Below are 19,880 nucleotides of genomic sequence, written 5' to 3' on the forward strand. Positions count from 1 at the left end.
GGTGCGATGGGTCGTCAGGCGTCGGCCTTCACCAGATCCGCGCCCTTCTCGCCAATCATGATCACGGTCGCATTGGTGTTGGCGCCGGGCACAGTCGGCATGATCGACGCGTCGATGACGCGCAGGCCGGTGACGCCCTTCACGCGCAGCGCGGGGTCGACCACGGCATCGGGCCCCGTGCCCATGGTGCAGGAGCCGACGGCGTGCTGGCCGATCTCGACCACCTGGCGCACCCAGTCTTCCATCTCGTCGTCGCTCTGCACCTGCTCGCCCGGCAGCAGTTCGGTGCCGGTGAGCGCGGCTTGCGGTGCGGTGCGGTAGATGCGGCGGGCCTCGCGGATGCCGCGGATCATGGTCTGCATGTCCCAGCGGTCATCCATCAGGTTGAGGGTGATGGCGGGGCGGTCGTTCGGGTCGGTGGAGCGCAGCGTCATCCAGCCGCGGCTGCGCTGGTTGAGCACCACCACGCCGCAGGCCAGCTTGTGCGGTGGTGCGGGGCGGAAAGGCGGCATCCAGAGCCGCGCGCCGAAGGTCACGGGATTGCACATCAGCTGGATGTCCGGCTGCGCCAGCGCCGGATCGGTGCGCAGGATGACATTGCAGCTGTTGAGCTGTGTCGCGAACTTGCCGGTGCCGAGCATCAGCCACTGGACAAAATGGCGCGCGGCCCGGTCGAGCCGCAGTTCCTTGACGAAGGTGACCGGCTTGGTCGCCGCGAATTCCATCATGCAGCAGGGATGCTCGGAGATGTTGCGGCCGACGCCGGGCACATCGGCCTTCACCGCAATGCCCAGCTCGGCAAGCTGTGCGGCCGGCCCCACGCCGGAGAGCAGGAGCAGTTGCGGGCTGTTATAGACGCCGCCGCTCAGAATGACCTCGCGGCGCGCGCGCACCTGGCGGGTCTGGCCGTCCACCGAATATTCGATGCCGACCGCGCGATTGCCGTCGAACAGGATGCGGTGGGCGAGCGCCTTCAGCCGCACATCCAGGTTCTGGCGGCCAAGGGCAGGGCGGATATAGGCCGCTGCCGCGCTCGCCCGCCGCCCGCGCTTGTCGATGGTGACCTCGCCCAGTGCGGGGCCTTCCGCATCCGCGCCATTGATGTCGTCGGTCGCCGGATAGCCGGCCGCCAGCGTCGCCTGCCGCAGGGGCTCGTGGAGGAGATGCCCGGTCTGGATCGGCGCGACGTGCAGCGGGCCGCCCACGCCATGATAGGCGCTTTCGCCCCGCCAGCTATCCTCCATGCGCCGGAAATAGGGCAGCACATCGTCATAGCTCCAGCCGCGCGCGCCCATTTGCGCCCAGGTGTCGAAATCATTGGGGTGGCCGCGCATGTAGAACATGCCGTTGATCGAGGATGAGCCGCCGAGCACCTTGCCGCGCGGAATCCAGATCCGCCGGCCATTCAAATGCGGCTCCGGCTCGCCCATGTCGCCCCAGCTCAATTTGGGATCGGCGATGGTCTTAAGGAAGGCGAGCGGCATGGCGATGTCCAGCCGCTTATCGCTGCCGCCCGCCTCCAGCAGCAGAACCGACGTGCCGGGGTTTTCGCTCAGCCGCGATGCGACGACGCACCCGGCCGATCCAGCGCCCACCACGATATAGTCGAATTCATCCATTTCGTTCGGTCCGCCTGCCTGAAAAGCTGTTTCAATCCTGCCTGTCGTACAGCAGCCCCTTGAGCGGGGGCGGCAGCGGTCGACCTTCCCGCGCGCCCGTCTGCCCCGCAAAGCCCGCGAGGATCGGGCCGGACCAGTCGCGGATCGTGCGTTGCGCCATGCGCCACACGCCATCCTCCTGCCGGAAGATGTCCTCATAATAGCCCATCACATGCAGGGCGTGCGGGCCGTCGCCCTGGCGCAGGGCCACGGCGCCATAAGAGATCGCCCGCGCGCCGCCCTCACAGGGCGTGACGATGATGTTGGTGACGTGATGCTGCCGCCCCGCCGAAGCGGGCTGATCGCGAATGAAGGTCGCGAAATGGCGGATGGCGTCGGCGCCCTGCCAGCGCAGCGCCGTCTCGAACGCATCCCAGATCAGCAGCCCGTCGCGGGTGAAGCAGCCCACGAAAGCCTCGACATTGCCGGTATCCAGTGCCCAGGCATAATGGGCGATGGCATCGCGGATGCCGAACTGATCGTCGGCGGAAAGGCGGGTGGTCATGCGTCAGGTCACCGCATAATAATCGAAGAAGGTCGAATTGCCCCGCCGCTCGGCAATGCCGACGAAGACAGTGCGGTTGAGCCAGGCGTGCCGCCCTTCCGGCGCCTCGAAGCGCGGCGTGATGCGGCAATAATTGTCCTGCGGGTCGACATGCTCGCCCGCCTCGATCCGCGCCGTCATCTCCGGATTGGCATAGGCGATGCCGCGATTGTGGATGTAGATCATGGCGCCGTCATCGGCCTCCAGCATGTAATGTGCCTCGAATTCGACAAGGCCGCTGGACCAGAGCCGGGGCCAGTCCCCGCCGGAATAGGGCACGACATGGCCGGAAAGGCGCGGGCCGCTCACCACCCCGCCGGCGAGCGCGACAAAGCCGCGCGTAAAGCTTTGCAGGGCCGGCTGGAACCGCGTGCGCGGCCCTTCGCCAAAATCGAGACGAACATGGAAAGCCAGGTCGAGCGCCGGAACGTGCACATCATCCTCCCCCGCGAGCGTTCGTGCCGCTCGTCAGATTGATTTTGTCTGCACGCTTGTGCCGGAACCCGCCTGCGAATGCCAAGGCAAAAAAGCGGGAGCCGCGCGTTCGGTTATCGCCGCAGTTTCAGAAACCAGCCGATGTTGAAGCGCCAGCCGTCCCCGGCGTTGGGAAAGGGCGCCTCGATGACGCGCGCGGCTTCCAGCGAGAGCGAGGCGCGGGTGGTATAGTTGAGGCGCAGCCCACCGCCGGCCGAGGCCATGGAATAGCTGGCTGCCGGGAGGCCGGTGCGGGCGTTGAGACGCACGCGGGCACCATCGACAAAGCCGTAGACTTCCGACCCTTGCAGGCGCGTGGGCAGTTTGGGACGCAGGGCCAGTTCGAACAGGCCGGCCATGCCCTTGTCGCCGCTCAGCAGCGCCGTCTCGAACGCGCGGCCGATCTCCGGCCCGCCTACCGAGAAGCGCTCGTTGCCGCCCAGCCGGTCGCCGCTATACTGGCCGCTCAGCCGCAGCCGGCCGACGAGGCGCTTGCCGATCATCCGATCATAATTGGCGCGCCCAACGATCTTGGTGAAGTCGATATCGGTAAAGCCCGGCACACCGCGCGCGCCGAGCATATCGAGGCCTCGGCTGCCGGTGAGGGCAAGGCTAAAAGCGCTCTTGTCCGCCACGATCGAGTAGCCGGCGGCCGCGCGCACGGCCCGGATGCGGTCGGAGGAAATCACCGATCCGAGATAGGCCGCATCGCTGTTCAGCCCGTCGATGCCGGCGCTGACGGTGAGATTGCGTTTATATCCGCGAATGACCGGGTAGGAGAGGCTGAGCCCGAGCGTCTGCGCCTCGCCGACGATCGCGGGCGCCTGCAGCCGCGTATCCAGCCAGGAGGCCGAGAGGCCGAGAGTGAGGCCGTCCGTGCCGAGCGGCGTCTGGTGGCTGAACCCGGCATAGCGATAGCGCTTCAAATCGGCGGCGCTGAGCAGGGTCAGCTCGCTGCGGTCGCCATCGCGCAGCAGGCTGTAGAATTTGGCCGATGCGCGCCACTGGCCGCTGCCCAGCCCGCTCTGGGTGCGGTTATCGAAGCCGAAGGAGAAATCGCTATACTCCCGCTCCGGCGTAATCGCGAGGCGAACGCCGCCGGCCTGCGCGCCGCGCAACATATTGGCGTCGATCTTCGCCCCGGGAATGTCGCGCATCAGCGAGAGGCTGCGTTCCAGCGTGCGGCGGCTGAGCGGGTGCTCGCGGGCCAGCGGCGCTGCATAGGCCTGGATGAGCGGGGAGGCGCCCTTAGGATAAGCGATATCCTCGATAAACCCTTCGGCCAGCAGCACGCGGACATGGCCCTCGGCCAGATCCTGCTGCGGAATGGCGACCGTATAGAGCGCGATGCCGGTCTTGGCATAGGCATCGGAAATCCTCTTGGCGAGGGCGCCCAGAGTCTCACGCGTGGCCGGCTGGCCGATGAAGGCCCGGGCGGCCTCTGCAACGGGCGCCGGGGCATCGACGCCGGAAAAAGTTACGCTGCGGATCGGCGCGGCGGTGGCCTGCGCCTCGACGTCCACCCGGCCTGTCGGATCATCCGCAGGCGGCCGCTCCTGTGCGGGCAGCACCGGGGCGGGGCCGGGCTGGCTTTGATCGATGAGGGGCGGTGTCAGGCCGCTGCCCGTGGGTTGGGCGATGGCGATCAGCGCAATGGCTGCAGGCAGGAGCGCGACCATATGGACCTTTCGGAATGGGAGCGGTGAGTGCGCGGCGGGTTTGAGACCGCCCGCCGCGCACCGGAAGGAACGTTGCGCCGAGGTTGGCGACTTGAGGCGGGGTGGCTGTTTAGCGGCCCAGCCCCAGAGAAGTGCCGACCGTGTTCAGCGTGCCGGTTACCGGCGCCAGCAAGCCGCCATTGGTCGTCGTACCGGTCCCTGCGCCTGCACCGGCTTCGACGCTGCCGCCAACGCCTAGCGCACCGCCGACCGAGCCGACCGTGGCACCGACCGTGCCGAGCACGCCGCCATTTACGTCGCCGCCCGTGGCCGTTCCGCCGCCAAGCACGCCGCCGCCTGAGACGTCACCGCCCACGCCCACGGCGCCGCCGACAGACCCGACGGTCGAACTCACCGCGCCAAGCACGCCACCCACGGCCCCCGTGCCACCGCCGGGCAGGGACGCGCCGTTCGGCAGCACATTGGCGTTGACCAGCGCCGGATCGCCGCTCCCCAGCAGCTGATTGCCGCCGAGCGCGACATTGAGCAGATTGTCGGAAATGCCGCCGGTGGGCGCCGTAATGTTGGTCACGCGCACATCGGCGACGCCGTTGACCGTGGCCAGCGCGGTATTGCCTGCGTTCAGCACGCCGGCGGATGCGAGCGTGCCCGTCGGCTGGGTGTCCCCAAGCACGCCAACGCCGATCGCGCCCGATGTGCCATCAAGACCGTTGGTTACGGTGCGACCGCCAACGTCAATGGACACGACATCGCCGACCACGCCTTGCGCCCCCTGCAGCAGCAGCGTGCGGCCTTCGCCGGCATCGACCAGCACCGTCCCGGTATCCTGCAGCACCCGCGTGATCGTGCCGGTCACGGGCTGTGTGACAGGCAAGGCAGCGGCGATGGGAGTGGTCACGCCTTGCTGGCCATCCGCGACGCCGAGCACGGCATTGCCGGCCGTCGCCAGAACCGGGGAGACCTGCGTGACGACGCCCCCAGCCAGACCGCCACCGGTGCTGCCGCCACCATCGGCCGATCCGCCGCCGCCGGTATTCCCGCCGCCAGTGTTTCCACCGCCCGTGTTCCCGCCGCCCGTGTCAGTTCCGCCGCCGCCATTGTTGCTGCCGCCATCGCTGCCGCCACCCGACCCGGGCGCCGGCGAGCCGACATTGGCATAGCGAGAATAACCGCTGGTCTCGCAGGCGCTCAGCAGCATGGCCAGCGCGGAGCAGGCAGCTATGGCGGGCATGGCCCGGCATAGTCGTGACGTTCTGTTGGATCGGAATGTCGTCGTGGAAAGAACCTGAGCCATTGCGTCATCTCCTGTCAGGCTTGCAGCCGGGCTGGAGACGGAGCTATCCGATGGCAGGCCCACGTAGCGCGGAGCGGTGTGGAGCGATCATAGCCAGAGCAAGGCGTAGACACGCACACACAGCTCCGACCTCGGCTCCTTCGGCAACCCCGCTACCTTGAACCCAAGGCCGGAAGCTTTGCGTCACGGCGTCACCACCGCTTTGCCATTATCGGGATCGGAGTGATCCTGCGCTTGAAATGTCAAGCGCTGGAAAAGGTTCATGGAAAAGAGTCTGAACTTAACTTTTATCATGCCTACCGGGGAGGGCGCCGCGCGGTGGGGACCGTCCTGGCTCCCTTCGTCGCACCGGACTCGACAAGCCCGTCGAGGAATTCTATACCGCCCGATATGGAACAGACCGCCATCAGGGGTCGGCCCCGCGAATTTTGCTGCGAGCAGGCGCTTGCGGCCGCTTTGCGTGTGTTCTGGACAAAGGGTTATGAGGGCGCGTCGCTCAGCGAACTGACGGACGCGATGGGGATCACCCGCCCGAGTCTCTACGCCGCGTTCGGCAACAAGGAGGCCTTGTTCCGCCAGGCGCTCGATCTCTACGAGCGGGAAAAGCTGGCCTATATCGGTCCGGCGCTGGATATGCCCACCGCGCGCGGCGTGGCGCAGCATCTGCTCGATGGCGCACTCTCCACGATTGCCGGCAATGGCCAGCCCACCGGCTGCCTCAGCGTGATCAGCGTCACCGCCTGTGGCGCGGAAGCGCAGTCGATCCGTGAGGAAGTGCTCAAGCGCGGCGAGACCGTGAAGCGGGCACTGGTGGCCCGGATGCAGCGCGCCATCGATGAGGGCGAATTTGTCGGGCCCGCCGATGCGGAAGCGATCACGAAGTATCTCATCGCCGTTTTGCAGGGCATGGCGGTTTTGGCCGGCTCCGGCACCACGCGCGAGGAGCTGGAGCGCGTTGCCGAGACGACTATGGGGATGTGGCCTAGCCGCTGAAGCGTCCCGGGACCCAAGACCGATTTTGCGCGCTGCAAAATAAAATATCGGTCGGTACAAAAAACGGGTTGACGCCTGAACATCCGATTAATATACCAGTCAGTACAGAAGGCGTGGGAGTGCGTGCGGCTTGGCCGGGCGCGGTCTGCTTGCCCGACTTGATTTGACAGCAATTCATAGGTTCTGGTTTCGGGACGGACGCGCCGGTCGCGCACCGTCTTTCCCGGATCGATCCCTGGCATCCGCGATGCGCGCGCCCGGCAGCACTGGCTGTCCGGGGCTGCCCCGTCGTGCCTGCCGGGGAAGCAGGAGGAGACACGGTGATGGCATATCTGGATCTGAGAGATGGCGGGGCACGGGCGATGGTCCCGGGTGTCACTGCATCGGAGGCTGCAAGCCTTCAGGTGCAGGATGGCCACCTCCTTCCGGTCGAGTGGACGATTGTCCGCCTTGCGCGGGAAGACGGGCTGTCTTCCCTCCGCGAGGAGAGCCGCCTGGGCCGCCTGCTGCGCCTCGTCTTCGGCTTCCGCCGGGCCATGCCGCTGGCGAGCGCGCGCCTCGAAGCGCTGCGGCGCATCGCGGTGCTGAGCTGGCACCATGGCTACAACATCGCCCCATCCGAGCTCGGTCGCTTTTACGAGGCCGGCTACACGACCCATCAATATGAGACGCTGCTCCGCCACATCGGCGCCCTGCGTCTGTCGATCAAGCGGAGGAACCGCGCATGAACATGCTCAAGAAACTCAGCCCGGCGGAAGCCACGCCCATCGAGGCCGGCGCCACGCGGCGCCGCTCGCTGACCCGCGCCGCCTGGGTGGCGCTGCCGGTGCTCGCCATTGCCGGGGGCTATGCGCTGATGCGCCCGTCACCCCCGGCCCAGGCCGCGATGGCGGCACCCACCGTCACCGTTTCTGCGCCGCTCGCGCGCGAGATCATGCTGTGGGACGATTATGTCGGCCGGTTCGAGCCGAGCCGCGCGGTCGAGGTGCGTCCGCGCATTTCCGGCCAGATCACGGCCGTGCATTTCACGGACGGGCAGATGGTCCGCGCCGGTCAGCCGCTCTTCACCATCGATCCGCGCCCCTTCCAGGCCGCGCTGGCCGAGGCGCGTGCCGGCGTTGCGACTGCGCAGAGCGATCTCGCGCTGGCCCGCAGCGATCTTGAGCGCGCCGAACGGCTGGTGGCGGTAGAAGCCGTTTCCAAGAGCGAAGTCGATCGGCTGCGCGCCCGCGTTTCGGCAGCATCGGCTGCGCTGGCCGGTGCGCAGGCCCGCGCCCGCAGCCGCGCGCTGGACCTAGAGTTCACCACCGTACGCGCGCCCATTGGCGGCCGCATCTCGGATCGGCGGATCGACCCCGGCAACCTCGCCTCATCGGGAGAGGGCGCATCCGGCACGTTGCTCACCACCATCAACGCGCTCGATCCGATCTACTTCACCTTCGAGGGGTCGGAGGCGCTGTTCCTCAAGACTAAGCGCGATGCCGATGCCGATGCCACCCCGGTCGAGATCAAGCTGCAGGACGAGAATGCCTATCGCTGGAAGGGCAAGCTCGATTTCACCGACAATGGCCTCGATCCGCGCTCGGGCACCATCCGCGCCCGCGCCGTGCTGCCCAATCCCGATCTGTTCCTGACGCCGGGCATGTTCGGCAACATGCGCCTCTCCACCGGGGCGCCGACGCGCGCGCTGCTGGTGCCGGATACGGCCGTGCAGACCGATCAGGCGCGCAAGACGCTGCTGGTTGTCGGCAAGGATGGCACCGTCGCCGCCAAGCCGATCGAGCTTGGGCCGGTTGTTGATGGCCTGCGCGTCGTGCGGGCCGGGCTCGATCCCGCCGATCAGGTGGTGATCGTTGGCACCCAGCTCGCCATGCCCGGCGGCAAGGTGCAGGTCCGCAAAGGCCGCATTGCGCCCGAGACCCAGCCCGCGACGCCTGCCGCCGCCACCGCGCTGATGTCCGGCCAGGCCACGTTTACGCGCTAGGTCATGATCGGCTTCGCCTGAAGCCGATCCTGATCCGGTCCCTTTTGCTTTCCGCATGTCCGAGCCGTCAGGTGAAGCCGCCTGACCCGGACATGCTCTGAGCGCTGCCCCGAGGAGAGCTCCTCATGCGTCTGTCCCGTTTCTTCATAGACCGGCCGATCTTCGCGGCCGTCATCGCCGTCATCGTCACGATCATCGGCGCGATCAGCTATTTCTTCCTGCCCGTTTCGCAATATCCCGAGGTGGTGCCGCCGACGGTGACCGTCTCGGCCATGTATCCCGGCGCCTCTGCCGAGACCGTGGCGGAAACCGTCGCCAGCCCGATCGAGCAGGAGATCAACGGCGTCGAGAACATGCTCTATCTCTCGTCGCAATCGACGGGGGACGGGCGCGTGGTCGTCACCGTCACCTTCAAGCAGGGCACGGACCTCGATGAGGCGCAGGTTCTGGTGCAGAACCGCGTCGCCATTGCCGAGCCGCGCCTGCCGCAGGAGGTGCAGCGCCTCGGCATCGTTACCAAGAAGACCTCGCCGGACTTCCTGCTGGTGGTGAACCTCATTTCGCCTGATGGCTCGCTCAATCGCGAGTATATTTCCAATTACGCACAGACCCGCATCAAGGACCGGCTGGCCCGCATCGAGGGCGTGGGCGACGTGCAGCTGTTCGGCTCGCGCGATCTCTCCATGCGCGTGTGGATCGATCCGCGCCGTGCGGCGGCGCTGGGTCTGACGGCCGGCGACATCGTCTCCGCGTTGCGCCAGCAGAATGTGCAGGTCGCGGCCGGCACGCTTGGCCAGCCCCCCTCGGGCGGATCGGCCTTCCAGCTCAATGTCGAGACGCAGGGTCGCTTCACCGATCCGCAGCAGTTCGCCAATGTCGTCATCCGCACCGACGATCAGGGCCGGCAGGTCCGCGTCTCCGATGTCGCCCGTGTCGAACTGGGCGCCGAGGATTACGGCACGTCGGCCTATCTCGGCGACAAGGACAGCGTCATCATCCCCGTCTTCCAGATGCCGGGATCGAACGCGCTGGCCGCTGCCGAGGCGATCAAGGCCGAGATGAACGTCCTGGCCAAGGACTTCCCGCAGGGCCTTGAATATCGCATCGTCTACAACCCCACCGAGTTCATCCAGAAGTCCATCGACGAGGTCGTGAAGACGCTGGTCGAGGCGGTGATCCTCGTCGTGCTCGTCATCATCGTCTTCCTGCAGAAATGGCGGGCGGCGCTGATCCCGGTGCTGGCGATCCCGGTCTCGCTCATCGGTACCTTCGCGGTGCTGGCGGGCATGGGCTATTCGATCAACAACCTCTCGCTGTTCGGCCTCGTGCTCGCCATCGGCATCGTCGTCGATGACGCCATCGTCGTGGTCGAGAACGTCGAGCGCAATCTGGAAAACGGGATGACCCCGCTCCAGGCGGCGCGCACCTCCATGGATGAGGTGGGCGGGGCGCTGATTGCCATCGTGCTGGTGCTGTGCGCCGTGTTCGTGCCGACCTTGTTCATCGGCGGCATGTCCGGCGCCTTCTACCAGCAGTTCGCAATCACCATCTCGGCCGCGACGATCATCTCGCTGGTCCTCTCGCTCACTTTGTCGCCCGCCTTCGCGGCGCTGCTGCTGCGGCACCGCCATGCCCTGCCGGAGGGCGCGCCGCGCTGGCGCCAGCTCACCGAGCGGGCAGGCGATGCGTTCAATCGCGGGTTCGACCGGTTCAGTGCCCGCTATGCGACCCTGACCGCGCGGCTGGTCCGCCAACCCAAGAAGATCATGGCGGCTTATGTCGGGCTGATCGCGGTGACCGTCGCTGCGCTGGTCTACACGCCGTCGGGCTTCATCCCGGCGCAGGACCAGGGCTATTTCTTCACGATCATCCAGCTGCCGCCGGGCTCTTCCACCGCGCGCACCGATGCGGCGATGAAGAAGGTCGCTGAGCGGATGCTGCCCATTCCGGGCATCACCAACGCCGTCATGCTCTCGGGCTTCGACGGCGCCTCGGAGACACGCAACGCCAGCTCGTCGGCGGCCTATTGGGTGCTCGATGATTTCGACGAGCGCGCCGCCAAGGGCCAGACCATCGACAAGCTGATGGAGGAAGCGCGCAAGGCGACCGCCGACATCAGCGAGGCACGTCTGATGATCGTCAAGCCGCCGCTCATCCGCGGCATTGGCTCGGCGGGCGGCTTCCGCCTGATGGTGCAGGATCGCGAGGGCGCGGGCTACAAGGCGCTCGAGCAGGCGGCCTACAGCGTCATCGGCCCAGCCAACCAGACACCCGGACTCTCGTTCGTCTACACCTTCTTCGACACCGCGACGCCGCGCATCTTCGCGGATATCGACCGCGAGAAGGCGCAGATGCTCGGCGTACCGCCGGAACGGGTGTTCGAGACGCTGCAGATCTATCTGGGCTCGGCCTTCGTCAATGACTTCAACCTGCTTGGCCGCACCTATCGGGTGACCGCGCAGGCGGACGAAGCCTTCCGGCGCACCACGGCGGACATCGCCAGCCTGCAGACGCGCTCGGACTATAACCAGATGGTACCGATCGGCTCGATCGCCACCTTCCGGGACACCACCGGGCCCTATCGCGTGCAGCGCTACAATCTGGCGCCCGCTGTCGCCATCGATGGCGATACCGCGCCCGGCGCATCCTCGGGTCAGGCGCTGGATGCCATGGAGCAACTCGCCAATGCCAATCTGCCGCGTGGCTTCAGCCATGAGTGGACCGGCATCGCCTATCAACAGAAGACGGCCGGCAACACCGCAGGTCTCGTCTTCGGTCTGGCCGTGCTGCTCGTCTTTCTGGTGCTGGCGGCGCAATATGAGAGCCTTGTCATGCCGCTCGCGATCATCCTGATCGTGCCGATGTCGGTGCTGGCGGCTCTGGTGGGCGTCAACCTGCGCGGCATGGACAATAACGTCCTGACGCAGATCGGCATGATCGTGCTCGTGGCGCTGGCTGCCAAGAATGCGATCCTCATCGTCGAGTTTGCCCGGCAGGGCGAGCAGAACGGCATGACCACGCTGGATGCCGCCGTCCACGCGGCCGGGCAGCGCCTGCGGCCGATCCTGATGACCAGCTTTGCGTTCATTCTGGGTGCGGTGCCGCTGGTGCTGGCCACCGGAGCAGGCGCGGAGCTGCGGCAGGCTCTGGGCACGGCGGTGTTCTTCGGCATGGCCGGCGTCACCATCTTCGGCCTCATTTTCACCCCGACTTTCTACGTCGTGAGCCGCGCGCTCGGCGACCGGATCGCACGCCTGCGCGGGCGGTCCGGCGGCGATGTCGTGCCGGCCCCCGCCGAGTGAGTGAGGAGGACCCTATCATGACTGCTCATCGCATCTTCGCACCTCTTGTTTCCGCGCTGGCGCTTTCAGCGTGCGCGGTGGGGCCGGACTACGTCGCCCCCACGCCCCCCTCGGCGTCCTCCGGCCCCTTTCTTTCCGCCGCGTCCCCGGCCTTTGCGCCGGCCCAGGTCCAGGCGGACTGGTGGCGGCTCTACAATGACCCCGTGCTGGACGGGCTGGTCACCGACGCGCTCGCCGCCAATACGGATGTGCGCATCGCGCTCGCCCGGCTGGAAAAGGCCCGCGCCGGGCTGCGCGGTGCCCGGGCGGATCGGCTGCCGCGCACCGATCTTTCGGCCAGTGGCGATTATGGCCGCCTGCCCGCGAGCCAGCGCGCGCCGGGAGCGCCGCGTGAGGATTGGGCGCTCGATGCCGGACTGTCGGTCTCCTATGAGGTCGATCTGTTCGGGCGGGTGAGCCGGGGCGTCGAAGCCGCGCGCGGCGATGCCGATGCAGCCGCCGCCGATGCCGACGCCGTGCGCGTCGCGGTCGTCGCCGATACCACGCGGGCTTATGCCGATGCCGCCTCGGGCGCGGCGCAACTGGCGGTCAATCGCGAGATCGTCGGCCTGCTCGACCGGTTGCTGGACCTGACCGGCAAGCGGCGCGAGGCAGGGCTTGCGACCACGCTCGATGTCTCGCGGATCGCCGCCTTGCGCGACCAGCGCGCCGCCGACATTCCGCTCATCGAGGCGCAGCGTCAGGCCGCGCTCTTCCGCCTCGCCACGCTCACCGGCCGGACCCCGGACGCCTTGCCCGAGATTGCCGGCCAGCGCAGCATCGGGCTGGAAATCCGGCAGGCCATTCCAGTCGGCGATGGGGCCACCTTGCTTTCCCGCCGCCCGGATGTGCGCGCGGCCGAGCGTCGTCTCGCTGCCGATACCGCGCGCATCGGTGTCGCCACGGCGGACCTTTATCCGCGTATCAGCCTGGGCGGTTCGGGCGGGTCGACTGGCAATGATATCGGCGCGATGTTCGGCGGTGGCCCGCTGCGCTGGCTGCTGGGTGGCCTTATCAGCTGGTCCTTCCCCAATCAGGAGGCCGCCCGCGCGCGCATCGCCGGCGCACGGGCGGACAGCGATGCCGCGCTCGCCGCCTTCGACGGCGCAGTGCTCAACGCGCTGGAGGAAACCGAGACGGCGCTCTCGACCTACGGCCACGCGCTGGAGCGCCGCCAACGCCTGCAGGCTGCCCGCGATTCCGCCGGCGCCGCCGCGCGCATCACCCGTGCCCAGCAGCGCGAGGGCGCCATCGACTCCCTCCAACTGCTCGACACCGAGCGCACCTTTGCAGAGGCAGAAGCCGCGCTCGCCGCGCAGGATGCCGAGGTCGCGCGCGCGCAGATCGATGTGTTCCGGGCGCTGGGCGGGAGCTGGGCGAGCTGAGCGTGGGGGCGCCATCGTTTGAAACGGAAGGACCGGCGATGCCTCTGCACCGCCGGTCCATCTCTTGGGAGACGTGGTGACCGGCGACGACGAAGCGCCGCGCTCACCTGTGCTTTCCTCGCTTAAAAGTCGTACCGGACCCGCACGCCATATTCGCGCGGAGCGCCGTAGAACTCATTGTCGCCGAACTGGCCGGAGACATAGGTTTCGTCGGTCAGGTTAGTGCCATAGGCTTCGACCAGCAGATCACCCTTCTGCACGCCAAGCCGGGCGCCGAGCAGTCCCCGTGAGGGCAGCCGGTCGCTGATCGGCGAGTAGCCGATATATGTCCATTGCGGGCCGACATAGGCGTAGCTCACGCTTGGCGTGATCTTCACATCGCCCACCCACAGGTCGTAGCGCGCACCCAGATTATAGGTCCATTTGGGTGAGTAGAGATTGGAGCCGCCGCCCGTGGTGCGCAGAAACGGGGTATAGTCGATGCAGGTCGGCGGATTGGATGCCTGGCCTGTTGGGCACTGCACGGCCGGGGTTACGCCCGGGAATGCGCGGGCGTAAGCGCGCGTGTCCACGAAGGTCACGTCGCCCAGCTCGGAATCCACAAAGGCCACGCCCGCATCGAAGGTGAAGCCGGAGACCCGCGCCTGCACCTGCGCCTCAATGCCCTTCACCTTGGCATCGGTGAGGTTGGTCACTGCCGTCTGTCCGGTTGCCGGGTCGAGAGCGTCGAACTGGAAGTCGTTATAGTCATAATAGAAGGCGCCGAGCTGGGTGCGAACCGCGCCGCCCAGCATCGTCGCTTTCCAGCCGATTTCATAATCGATCACCGTTTCCGGATCGAACTCGGAGACCAGCGAGTTAGAACCGCCCGGTTTGTAACCACGCGCGACGAAGGCATAGAACAGGTTGTTCTCGTCCGGTGTCCAGTTAAGCGAGACCTTGCCAGTCATGCGTCCGTCCTTATGATCGCCGCTCAGATCCGCCACCTGCAAGCCGTTTGGCGGGAAGGTGGGGATGCCCCGACCGATCGAGACGCTGCCGCCGCCGGTCACCGAGAAGTGCGAGTAGCGCGCGCCCACGTCCAGCGCGAGTTGCGGCGTGATCTTGTACGTCACCTGGCCGAAGACGCCGGTGGTGGTCTTGTCATTGTCGATCAGAATGTCCGTCGGGAAGCCGTCCGAGCGGTTCTCGATGATCACATCGATCCGGTTGCGTTGATAATAGCCGCCGACGATCCACGAAAGATCCTGATCGGTCGGCGAGATGATGTTGAACTCCTGCGTCCACACCCGCTCGCGCACGAACTGTTGCTGCGTCGAAACCGCGAGGCGCGCCGAATCCGCTAGGCTATAGCGCGCGGCATTGGTCGCATCGCTGTCGTAGAGGTTAAAGATACGCTTGTTCTGGTAGCCGCTGAGCGAGCGCAGGGTAATGCCCGATCCCAGCTCGTAGCGCAGTTCCAGCGAGGCCTGGATCGCCTTCTCGTCATTCTGCGTCGGCGTGTCATAGTCGATCAGGCGCGGGTCGCTGGTGCGATAGGCTGCATAGGCGGTGCCGGTAATGGGGCGGTAAGCATAGCCGCCGGTTTCCTTGTCCGCGGCTTCCAGCTTGAACAGCGCCTGGAAGCTTTCGGTCGGCTTCCACAACGCACCGAAGCGGCCGGAAAGCTCATCGAGCCGACCGGCCGAGCTGCCGGCGGAGCCGATGTCGGTGTAGAAGGAATCGCGCGTGCGCCATTTGCCGGCGCCGCGAATGGCCAGCGTGCGCGAGAGCGGCAGGTTGAGCACCGCTTCCACACTGCGCGCGTCATAATTGCCGATCGAGCCCTCGATGGAACCTTCCACGCCCGCAAGACTGGGGTTGCGGGTGTTGATGAAGATCGCGCCACCGGTCGAGTTGGAGCCGACGAAGGTGCCCTGCGGCCCGCGCAGCACTTCCACCGTGGCAATGTCGTAGAAGCTGGAGGTGGTGACGATGGGCGGCTGGAAGATGCCGTCCACATAGGTCGCCACGCCGTTGGCCACTGCGGGCGATCCGCTGGCGAGGCCGATGCCGCGAATGTTGACGTTCTGCGTCAGCCCGGCGTCGGTAACGGAGAGCGAGGGCACGACCGTCTGCAACTCGTCCACCCGGGTGACGCCCTTCTCCACCAGGCCCTGGCCTGAGAGCGCGGTAGCGGCGACGGCAACCTTCTGGAGATTTTCCTCGCGCCGTTGCGCGGTGACGATGATCTCTTCCAGACCCTCGCCTTGCTGCGGGTTTTGCTGCGCCAGTGCTGGTGCCATCGCAACGATGCATGTCGTTGACGAAAGCAACGTCAGCAGTGCTCGGACGGCATAAACCTGTCGATTGGCTTTCATATCCTCCCTCTCCCTTGTCTGTTTCCCGGCCTCCTTTGGCTATTGTGCCTTCAGGTGCGGGCGAGGCTTCTCATTTTCATTTTCAGTCCGCCGACTGCGCCTTTGCCTCATCCATTTTTGGCGGCTTCCATGAGCCTGGCAGAGGATCGCGACGTGCTGTGCTATTGGTCTATGAGGTTTCGTTTGTTTCGGCGACTCCTTTCATTTATATGAAAAAGAAAATAGTCTGCCTGTGGCGCGCGGCCCACAGTTGCCGCTGAGCGAGAATGGGGAGGGGCGTGCAATGGAAATCAACATCGCGGCCACACCCCGACAGTTCCCGGACAGAGTCATTCTGCACGAAATTTGTAATCGATTGCTGATTCGCTGTCACGCATTTACTGTGAGGCGTTTTGTGGAGAGGAGCGGAAGACCGTCATGACCATGCATCGCCTTATGTTTGCGCCGCTTGCGGCCATCCTCGCGCTTCTTCCTCATCAGCTCCGGGCCACCGAGGCCCCGCCGTCGGGCACGACCTCCGCAATGCCCGCCGCGACCATCGCGGACGCCACCGCCCGATGCGCCGCGCTCGGGGCAAGGATGGCGGGTCATTGGCCGGATGCCTCCACCCGCCTGCTCAGCGCGACCTTTAATCCCGCCGGCCCCGCGCCGGTGCCGCCGGGGCCTCCCGGCATGACACCGCCGCCGGTTGAGCTGCCAGCCCATTGCGCCATCGTCGGCGCGACGCGCACGCATACCGGCGTCGATGGCCAGGCCTATGCGATCAGGTTCCATCTGCGCCTGCCGGTGGCATGGAACGGGCGGTTCTTCTTTTCGGGCGGGGGCGGCACCAATGGCGAGCTGGGCGACGCCATTGGCCGGCTGACCGCCGCAGCGCCGGCCCTGGCCCAGGGCTATGCCGTGCTCTCGCAGGATAGCGGGCACGATAATGCGACCAATAGCGATCCCGCCCGCGGCGGCGCGAGCGCCTTCGGTTTCGATCCGCAGGCGCGCGCCGATTATGGCGGCACCTCGCTGCCGGTCGTCACCCATGCGGCCAAGGCGGCGATCCGCCAGTTCTACGGGAGCGACCCCCGCCAGAGCTATTTCGTCGGCTGCTCCAAGGGCGGGCAGGAAGGCATGATGCTCGCCCAGCGCTACCCGGATCTGTTCGACGGGATTGTCGCCGCCGCGCCGGGCTTCTCGCTGCCCAAGGCCGCGATTGCCGAGGCGTGGAATACGCAGGCCTTCGCCTCCGTCGTGCAGGCATCGGGCAAGCCGGTCACGCTCGCCAATCTGCGCGCGAGTTTCAGCATGGGCGATCTCGCGCTGGTCGGGCAGGCCGTGCGCACCGCCTGCGACGCGCTCGACGGCATGACCGATGGCCTGATCGGTGCGGTCGGCCAATGCACCTCTGCCAGGGTGCTGCCGCAGTTGCGCGCCAGCCTGTGCAAGGGCGACAAGGCCGAGGGCTGCCTCTCCCAGCCACAGCTCGATGCGCTGGTGCGCATCCATGAGGGCGCACGGGACAGCAAGGGGGCGCAAATCTATCCCGGTTTCCCTTGGGATGCCGGCTGGGCAGACATGGGCTGGCGCATCTGGATGCTCGGCACGCCCGATGGCAGCGTGCCGCCGATCAATGTCGCCATGGGCCTGCCCTCGCTCGCCGCCGTCTTCATGACGCCGCCGACGCTGGCCGGTGCCACGCCTGACGAATTGCTGGCCTGGGCCATGCGCCTCGACATGGATCGCGCCCGCGCTGGCGTCGAGGCGGTGGTGCCACCGTTCACGCGCTCGGCCTGGCAGGATATCGGCGCGCGCTCCAGCGACCTCGATGCGTTTCGCGCGCGGGGTGGCAAGCTCATCGTGCCCCATGGCATGTCGGACCCGGTCTTCTCGGTGAACGACACGCTGGCTTGGTGGGGCGAGGTCGATGCCCGGTACAAGGGCGCCGCGCGGGACTTCGTGCGCGTCTTCCCGGTGCCCGGCATGGGCCATTGCGCCGGTGGCCCCGCGACGGATCAATATGATGCGTTCGGTGCCCTCGTCGCGTGGGTGGAGCAGGGCAAGCGGCCCGATCAGTTGAGCGCAACCGCTGGGCCGATGTCCGGCCTCAACGGCATCCAGCGCCCTATCTGCGCGGCGCCCGCCATCGCCCGGCGGACGGGCGACACATCGGATCAGTCTGCGGCGCAGATCAGCTGCACGCAGCCCTGAGCACCGACGGTCGCGCTGTCTCCCCCGTCCGGGCGCGGCCGTCGTTGCAAGGGGAGGCGCGACGTCCGGCTGCCAGACCGTCGCGGCGCGCACCTGCCATGTGGGATGAGGGGCAGCGCCTCCCATCCCGCGTTCGTCGGCATTTTGAGGAAATGGCCCGCGGGACTGTGGACAAATTCCTGTGCCACGCAACATCTGCGAAGGGGCGGCCGGGATCGCTCGGTCCACGTCGAAATGCGATCTTTGCCGATTTTCCCCGTTCGTGCTGAGTAGGGTCTGAGGTGCGCCGCAGGCGCGTATCGAAGACCCGTATCGAAGCATCGCAAGCCCTTCGATACGCCGCTTCGACAAGCTCAGCAGCTACTCAGGACGAACGGAGGGAATGCCGGCAACGGCGTCGCGCCCCACCTGTCCGCGTTCAACACCAAAGGCGGACCACAGCTGTACCCGCTTTAGAGCGGTTACGAAGGATAGATGAGCGGCCAGTTTGTCGTGGAAAGCAGACTGGCACCTTTTCGAGGCACTCGCGCCTAAGTCTCGGCAGACGAGGCTAGTCCAGAAACGATCAACGCAAGACCGACAAGCGCAATGACGAGAGAAAATGTCTCCATCGGCATCGACATGAAACGGTTGGTCGCGGGATACCAAAGACGTTGACCAAGATGCTTCGGTTTAGTCCGCTCTATGCGTCGCTTATTCCAACGTGTTCCAGCAGTCCAGTTAATCGCCGCTGCCACGATGAACGAGACGCCCCAATACCATGTGCGATCTTTGAGAAAGGGTGCGCCAGCTTGAAGAATAAAGCCAAAGACAATCATGGTCAGGAGGACGATGACCATCGTCATGTATCCTTTACCCGTCCACCATGCGATAAACATAACGCCTCCTCCTTCGGATATCTGAGGCGGAGCTTAATTCGCAGGTCCGCTTTCAAGCGACCTAGCATAGGGCCGAATATGGCAGCAATGTCATCGTATCCGGAACGTCCGCTTTCGCGGCCAAAGGTCGGATAACAGCCATGACTGCTTTGGAGTGCTGAGACAGTTCGGCGAATGGCGAGCTTGGCTCGAGAGGCGGACTAACTCGCCAGTCTGACCGCAGCCATTAACAGCGACCAAGCCATCAACAGAAAACCGCCTTCTCTAACATTGCGAGAATATCCCCGCCTTAAGAGAAACCACGCAAACACAAGAGGTAGTATTTGAACTCCAAGTATCAGCGCCAAGCTAAGACGGCGCGGTTCGAATAAGGGATCACTCTGGTCCGTTAGTTGCATTGATACAGTCTGCTTGGAAAACCGACCGTCCGCAATGGCGTCTTGACCGGGAATGGCCGTTGACCAGCCGAAATATCGGACAACCGCCATCCAGCGCGGCAGTCAACCTTTCCCTCGCCGCCTACGCTGCTCGTTCAGCCCCGGCCACGCTTGGGCTGGCAATCGCGAGGCCGCTGCCCAGCACGAGCGCGTCCTCGACAAAGCCGGTCGCGGTCTGCCCATAACGCCGCATCGCTGCGCAGCGCAGGCGCCAGCCGATGTAGGATGAGGCCAGCGCCGTCCCGACCGCGACGGCCGCGCCCAGCCCACGGCGGCCGCGTGGCGCCAGGGCGGCGCCGGCATAGGCCGCTGTCACGCTGCGCACGGCGAGGCCGATCGGCACGATCCGATCGGGCGCGCTCTTCATCTTGTCGCCGGCCATCTCCGCCGCCGCCAGCGACGCCGTGCCCGCCGCGATCAGCGGATTGCGCAACAGGCCCTGCAGGGGCAGCACCACCGGAATATCCCCCTTGCGCGTGCCTGTCGCCACTGCCGCCAAGGGCGTCATGCCACGCTGCCCGGCCACCAGGCCGATGAGGAAGGATCGGATCATGTCGCGTTCTCCGTAGATGGGTTCGTCTGGAGAACTGACGCGATGCGGGGATCGTTCCGGGGCGTGAGTATTCTTGGGCGGCGTTGCGCGAGGGGCACCGCCGC

The 19,880-nt window shown here is 66.3% G+C and carries 14 protein-coding genes and 1 riboswitch; of the genes, 6 read left to right on the plus strand and 8 right to left on the minus strand.

The window, feature by feature from the left end:
- Positions 1–14 precede the first annotated feature (14 nt).
- The 5 genes from M2332_RS12895 to M2332_RS12915 all read right to left on the minus strand — a co-directional run bounded on the left by M2332_RS12895 (position 15) and on the right by M2332_RS12915 (position 5,586).
- Positions 15–1,619, minus strand: a complete 1,605-nt coding sequence (locus M2332_RS12895) for a GMC family oxidoreductase (protein WP_264574365.1) — start codon at positions 1,617–1,619, stop codon at positions 15–17.
- Between the two features lie 31 nt (positions 1,620–1,650).
- Positions 1,651–2,163 carry a nuclear transport factor 2 family protein gene (locus tag M2332_RS12900; RefSeq protein ID WP_264574366.1) on the minus strand — a complete coding sequence of 171 codons (513 nt, stop codon included), beginning with the start codon at positions 2,161–2,163 and terminating at the stop codon, positions 1,651–1,653.
- A 3-nt stretch (positions 2,164–2,166) separates the two neighbouring features.
- Positions 2,167–2,637 carry a DUF3237 family protein gene (locus M2332_RS12905; protein WP_264574367.1) on the minus strand — a complete coding sequence of 157 codons (471 nt, stop codon included), beginning with the start codon at positions 2,635–2,637 and terminating at the stop codon, positions 2,167–2,169.
- 113 nt (positions 2,638–2,750) lie between these two features.
- Positions 2,751–4,355 (minus strand): ShlB/FhaC/HecB family hemolysin secretion/activation protein, encoded by a 1,605-nt coding sequence (locus M2332_RS12910; RefSeq protein ID WP_264574368.1) that lies wholly within the window; start codon positions 4,353–4,355, stop codon positions 2,751–2,753.
- Positions 4,356–4,464: 109 nt separating this feature from the next.
- Complete coding sequence (locus M2332_RS12915; RefSeq protein WP_264574369.1) at positions 4,465–5,586, minus strand: hypothetical protein; 1,122 nt, start codon at positions 5,584–5,586, stop codon at positions 4,465–4,467.
- A gap of 202 nt (positions 5,587–5,788) precedes the next feature.
- Positions 5,789–5,866, minus strand: a riboswitch (cyclic di-GMP riboswitch).
- 173 nt (positions 5,867–6,039) lie between these two features.
- On the opposite strand from M2332_RS12915, the gene M2332_RS12920 reads away from it, so the two are divergent.
- From M2332_RS12920 to M2332_RS12940, 5 genes are all read left to right on the plus strand, one after another.
- Complete coding sequence (locus tag M2332_RS12920; protein ID WP_264574370.1) at positions 6,040–6,642, plus strand: TetR/AcrR family transcriptional regulator; 603 nt, start codon at positions 6,040–6,042, stop codon at positions 6,640–6,642.
- Between the two features lie 323 nt (positions 6,643–6,965).
- The gene (locus tag M2332_RS12925; protein ID WP_181558624.1) at positions 6,966–7,370 is read left to right on the plus strand and encodes a hypothetical protein; all 405 of its coding nucleotides are present in this window, start codon (positions 6,966–6,968) and stop codon (positions 7,368–7,370) included.
- Entirely contained in the window at positions 7,367–8,626 is a 1,260-nt protein-coding gene (locus M2332_RS12930) for an efflux RND transporter periplasmic adaptor subunit (protein WP_413715960.1), read from the plus strand. The genes M2332_RS12925 and M2332_RS12930 overlap by 4 nt, the downstream gene beginning before the upstream one ends.
- A 125-nt stretch (positions 8,627–8,751) precedes the next feature.
- The gene (locus tag M2332_RS12935) at positions 8,752–11,928 is read left to right on the plus strand and encodes an efflux RND transporter permease subunit (protein WP_264574371.1); all 3,177 of its coding nucleotides are present in this window, start codon (positions 8,752–8,754) and stop codon (positions 11,926–11,928) included.
- A 17-nt stretch (positions 11,929–11,945) separates the two neighbouring features.
- Complete coding sequence (locus tag M2332_RS12940) at positions 11,946–13,352, plus strand: efflux transporter outer membrane subunit (RefSeq protein WP_264574372.1); 1,407 nt, start codon at positions 11,946–11,948, stop codon at positions 13,350–13,352.
- 122 nt (positions 13,353–13,474) lie between these two features.
- Here M2332_RS12940 and M2332_RS12945 read toward each other — a convergent pair whose 3' ends face one another.
- On the minus strand, positions 13,475–15,637 hold the full coding sequence (locus tag M2332_RS12945) for a TonB-dependent receptor (protein ID WP_264574373.1): 2,163 nt from the start codon (positions 15,635–15,637) through the stop codon (positions 13,475–13,477).
- Positions 15,638–16,129: 492 nt separating this feature from the next.
- On the opposite strand from M2332_RS12945, the gene M2332_RS12950 reads away from it, so the two are divergent.
- Positions 16,130–17,908, plus strand: coding sequence for a tannase/feruloyl esterase family alpha/beta hydrolase (locus M2332_RS12950; RefSeq protein ID WP_264574374.1), 1,779 nt, complete (start codon positions 16,130–16,132; stop codon positions 17,906–17,908).
- A gap of 530 nt (positions 17,909–18,438) precedes the next feature.
- Here M2332_RS12950 and M2332_RS12955 read toward each other — a convergent pair.
- Both M2332_RS12955 and M2332_RS12960 read right to left on the minus strand, forming a co-directional pair.
- A complete protein-coding gene (locus tag M2332_RS12955; protein WP_264574375.1) occupies positions 18,439–18,753 on the minus strand; it encodes a hypothetical protein in 315 nt (104 codons plus the stop codon).
- 552 nt (positions 18,754–19,305) lie between these two features.
- A complete protein-coding gene (locus M2332_RS12960; protein WP_264574376.1) occupies positions 19,306–19,776 on the minus strand; it encodes a DUF4126 domain-containing protein in 471 nt (156 codons plus the stop codon).
- Positions 19,777–19,880 lie beyond the last annotated feature (104 nt).

The organism is Sphingobium sp. B11D3A (assembly GCF_025961695.1).
GTDB lineage: Bacteria > Pseudomonadota > Alphaproteobacteria > Sphingomonadales > Sphingomonadaceae > Sphingobium.